Origin of the sequence: Alkaliphilus pronyensis, assembly GCF_009017275.1 — a bacterium.
Taxonomy (GTDB): Bacteria; Bacillota; Clostridia; order Peptostreptococcales; family Natronincolaceae; genus Alkaliphilus_C; species Alkaliphilus_C pronyensis.
Map to the genome: position 1 here is coordinate 1 of NZ_WBZC01000078.1, position 3,774 is coordinate 3,774.

The window sequence follows — 3,774 nt, forward strand, 5'->3', positions numbered from 1 at the left end:
ATCAGTAAAAAGCCATAAAAAAATCATGGTTCAATGTCTTTATAGACAGTATGAATCATGATTTTTATTAACATATAATATACATAATATTGTAATTATGTTATATTAAGCTATATAATAATATTATACTAATACATTGCTTAGTCATTATCTATTTTTAATCTATTACAATGGTTGATTATTACAAATTGCTTTTATAAGAGTTATGTTGGTTATAGCAAATATTTATTATGTCTTTAATAGGGGGGTAATTATCATAAATATAATTAAAAGATGTGTAGTAGCATTAATAGTAATTACAGGCATAGTTCTCTTAATATCTCCATCTTTTGCAACCAGTAAATTTTATGGGTATTTTCTTGTGTATTTAATAAGCACGCTTATTATGCCTGACTTATTGAGAAGCAATAGTATTAGTTTGATAGTGAAAATATTGTCTACCATATCTGTATTTGGAATGAGTATTGCGTCTATTATTTATCTCTATGGAAAAGGCAGAGGGGTTAAGCATTTCGTTGTATACTTTAGCGTTATAGTTATTGTTGTTATTGTTGAATATAGCTTTAAGTCATATTATAGAAGAAGTAAAAACTAGCTAATAAATATATAGCCTAAATAAACTCGTATAAAGCATGAGGTAGAAGGACGCTATACAATGAGGGATTTTATACGTAATGATTTAGAACATGAATTAAAGATTCAAGAAATGCTTAGAAGGACAATAGATAGAGCACATGAACTAAAAGACTATGGAACTGCAGAGGTTTTACAGGGAGTATTAATCGATAGAGAAGATTTTGGATATCATTTATATAGTGTATTAGAAGATGATACTTTAATAAGAGGAATGGAACATTTAATAAGTCGCCATGATAATATAATGGGGGATGGTCAAGTTAATCCATCTAATAAACTACAATAAAAAAGACTACACTCAAGTATAGTTTTTAAGTTAATAATAATATATTTTTAGGGTTTTCATTTTACTTTTACAGGCAAGGTATTGAAATAAGAACATATGAAAAATGTTGGTGTGAGAGGTCGGTGAATGAAAAATAATCATTCACCGACTACTCGATTAAAATATTATAATCTATTGCCTTAGACATTTTTTAATCTATAATTATATTTCAATTATAGATAATCAATTAAATATCTTAAGCTAGTAAGTTTGTACCATGTTACTTAATAAGCTCATAAAGCTTTATACCATTATCGGTTTTAGTTAACACCAAGGAATAGTTGTCTGTAAGAGCAGAGCTATAATAGTCACCGAATGGTATAACAGTATCTCCGTTACTAGACACCAAACCTAATTGAGCTTTTTCTACAACAAAGTTCCAATTAGAATCATAATACATTCGGTTCATTCCTTTTCCGAAAACTGCAAAGCCATTTACAAACTTAGAACTAACCTTTGTATCGTGAATAAAAGGAACAACAATATTTCCAGATAAATCTATTGCTTCCCATTTTCCGTTTACAGAGTTTATTATTAATCCATCACTTATTGTCATATTTTTTTCGTCTAACTCAAAAGGATAAATTATTTCCCCCTGTTCATTTACAATACTCCATTTATCATTTTTTTTTAGTACAGCGTAGGTTTTATCATCATAGCTTAAGGGAACTAAGTTAATTGAATCATATTCTACGGGAACAACTATTTCTCCTTTTGCATTTATAAACCCATATTTATCATTATCCTCAACTAAAAAATGTCCCTTTAAAGTATACCCAAAGTTTAAAATTCTATCATATTTACACGGAATTATCTCTTCACCAACTGAGTTTATTACTCCAAGGTTGAAATCTAATCTTTCATCTCCAGCATAGAAGAAATGATGAACACCTGTATAAGGATAAAAAGTTGTATAGTGTTTTGTAGGCTTCTTTTTAAATCTATTAACAATTATGAAGTCAGAATTATTATATAGGGAATCGAGTGAAAAACCATAGTCTGATGCCAGAGTTTTTCCATTACTATTCAAATATTTTCGCTTGGCTAAGTACTGGCTAATACTATCATAGTGCACTTCATACAAACCATTTTTATGTCTTTTCTTAATTCTTCCATTATTTACACTTACACTTTCAATCTTATTGTAGTTGAGATCCATTAACCCTGCTTCATTATTCTTTATAAAAAAGTATGACTTCTCATCATATTGTTGAAATGTATCGTACTCATTATAGTCTATTTGGTGTCTATTTGAAGTTGTAAATGTCTTTAAATTATATCTGTAAGGAAAGCCATTGGTGGATGTTATATCGATATATTCTGAGTCGGGGTTAATATTAAAATATCTGTAGTCGCTTTCCAGCAACTCATTACCATTTTCGTCTATTAATTCAAACTCACCGTCTTTTTCAACTACAAAATAGTATTTATTAGCTCCATCAAGAGTAACTCTATAATCGGTTATTGTATCATATTCAAATGGTATAATTTCCTTAAGGTCTAAGTTAAACAAACCCCACTTATTATTCAACCTACCTATATAGTATTTGCTATGAACAAATCTAACAAAATCAATGTTTGTATTGAAGGACAGCTTGTCTCCATTTGATGAATAATAATGGTAGTTATCATTCTCTACTACCATAATAACATTATCATATAGACCGATATGATTGTATTGACCAAAATCAATAACTATCTCACCTGTCTTATAATTTAATACTGCGCTTAAACCATTGCTCGTAACTTTAACGTTACCTGCTTGGATATCCATTATTGAATCATATTTAACAGGGATTAACACATTACCATTGATGTCAGTTATTCCCCATTTGTCTTTATATCCTTGTACTTTTAATAAGGGGTAGCCATTATATTGTGTACTAATAAAATTGACATCCTTATATTTAGTTAAATCCTTTACCATGAACTCATATCCATTTATTATCTCTGTTTTTATTGTTTGTGCGTATACTGGTTGATATACGATGCTCATAAAAATGATGATGATTAACAAGTAAAAGCTAGCCAACTTCCTCATGTAATATATCTCCTCTCAATAATACTGAAATTTTCTAAAAAAACATTTTTGGCCTTAAATATATAAGGGGTATAGCTCAGTAAAAAGTATAGTTGTAATTTCTTTTTTACATCAATTTATAAAGAAAACCACAAACTTGTAAATGCTTAAATAATATAATAATTTTACTATATTGATTATTTTCTTACAAGTCCGAAACAGAGATATACACTGAACATCCCAATTATATAACGGCATGAAAAAGAGATTTCATATATTCAAGCAAATTTATATTTATTATATATGAGAAAAAAATAATTGTAAAAGGTTTGTACAAATAAATGAATATATTGAGGAAATGAGAGGCGTAATAAGATTGAGAAGCTCAAAACCACCATGTTATAGGAATGGTGGTTTTGCAAGTTAGAATACTACTGTTGATTTCCTTTAGGCATAAAGGTTCTACAGGCTGTATCATCAGTGTTGCTTACCATGTGTTCCTTTACTCTGGACATAACTTCTATTGTAGAAGCACGGCAAAAGTCATTTTTATTATAATGACACTCTTCAACTCTACATTTAATTTCAGACATAATATCACCTCCAAATTATAATCCTTTATAATATTTGTAATCGTAGACTATTTATACTTAAAAAAACAAAAAAGTTCTTTAAGTTTTGCTTAGTATATCTTTTTGCTCTTGCTTGTTTTTTGCAAGGGGAAACTCCTCACTTTTGTAAAAGTTTTTTCCCCAGGCACCTGTGGGGAACTATTATGTTAATCGAATGAGTG

The 3,774-nt window shown here is 28.9% G+C and carries 4 protein-coding genes; 2 read left to right on the forward strand and 2 right to left on the reverse strand.

The window, feature by feature from the left end:
• Nucleotides 1–205: 205 nt before the first annotated feature.
• Together F8154_RS14370 and F8154_RS14375 are read left to right on the forward strand one after the other, a co-directional pair.
• The gene (locus tag F8154_RS14370) at nt 206–595 is read left to right on the forward strand and encodes a hypothetical protein (protein ID WP_151862314.1); all 390 of its coding nucleotides are present in this window, start codon (nt 206–208) and stop codon (nt 593–595) included.
• Nucleotides 596–655: 60 nt separating this feature from the next.
• Nucleotides 656–922 (forward strand): ferritin-like domain-containing protein, encoded by a 267-nt coding sequence (locus F8154_RS14375; RefSeq protein WP_207706901.1) that lies wholly within the window; start codon nt 656–658, stop codon nt 920–922.
• A 259-nt stretch (nt 923–1,181) separates the two neighbouring features.
• Here F8154_RS14375 and F8154_RS14380 read toward each other — a convergent pair whose 3' ends face one another.
• Both F8154_RS14380 and F8154_RS14385 read right to left on the reverse strand, forming a co-directional pair.
• Nucleotides 1,182–3,002: a WG repeat-containing protein gene (locus tag F8154_RS14380; protein WP_151862315.1), complete on the reverse strand. Its 1,821-nt coding sequence runs from the start codon at nt 3,000–3,002 to the stop codon at nt 1,182–1,184.
• Between the two features lie 410 nt (nt 3,003–3,412).
• Complete coding sequence (locus tag F8154_RS14385) at nt 3,413–3,574, reverse strand: DUF1540 domain-containing protein (protein ID WP_151862316.1); 162 nt, start codon at nt 3,572–3,574, stop codon at nt 3,413–3,415.
• Nucleotides 3,575–3,774 lie beyond the last annotated feature (200 nt).

Bases quoted from the DNA above. Each gene is read 5' to 3' on its own strand.
- F8154_RS14380 (WP_151862315.1), bottom strand. From the start codon at position 3,002: ATGAGGAAGTTGGCTAGCTTTTACTTGTTAATCATCATCATTTTTATG.
- F8154_RS14370 (WP_151862314.1), top strand. From the start codon at position 206: ATGTTGGTTATAGCAAATATTTATTATGTCTTTAATAGGGGGGTAATT.
- F8154_RS14375 (WP_207706901.1), top strand. From the start codon at position 656: ATGAGGGATTTTATACGTAATGATTTAGAACATGAATTAAAGATTCAA.
- F8154_RS14385 (WP_151862316.1), bottom strand. From the start codon at position 3,574: ATGTCTGAAATTAAATGTAGAGTTGAAGAGTGTCATTATAATAAAAAT.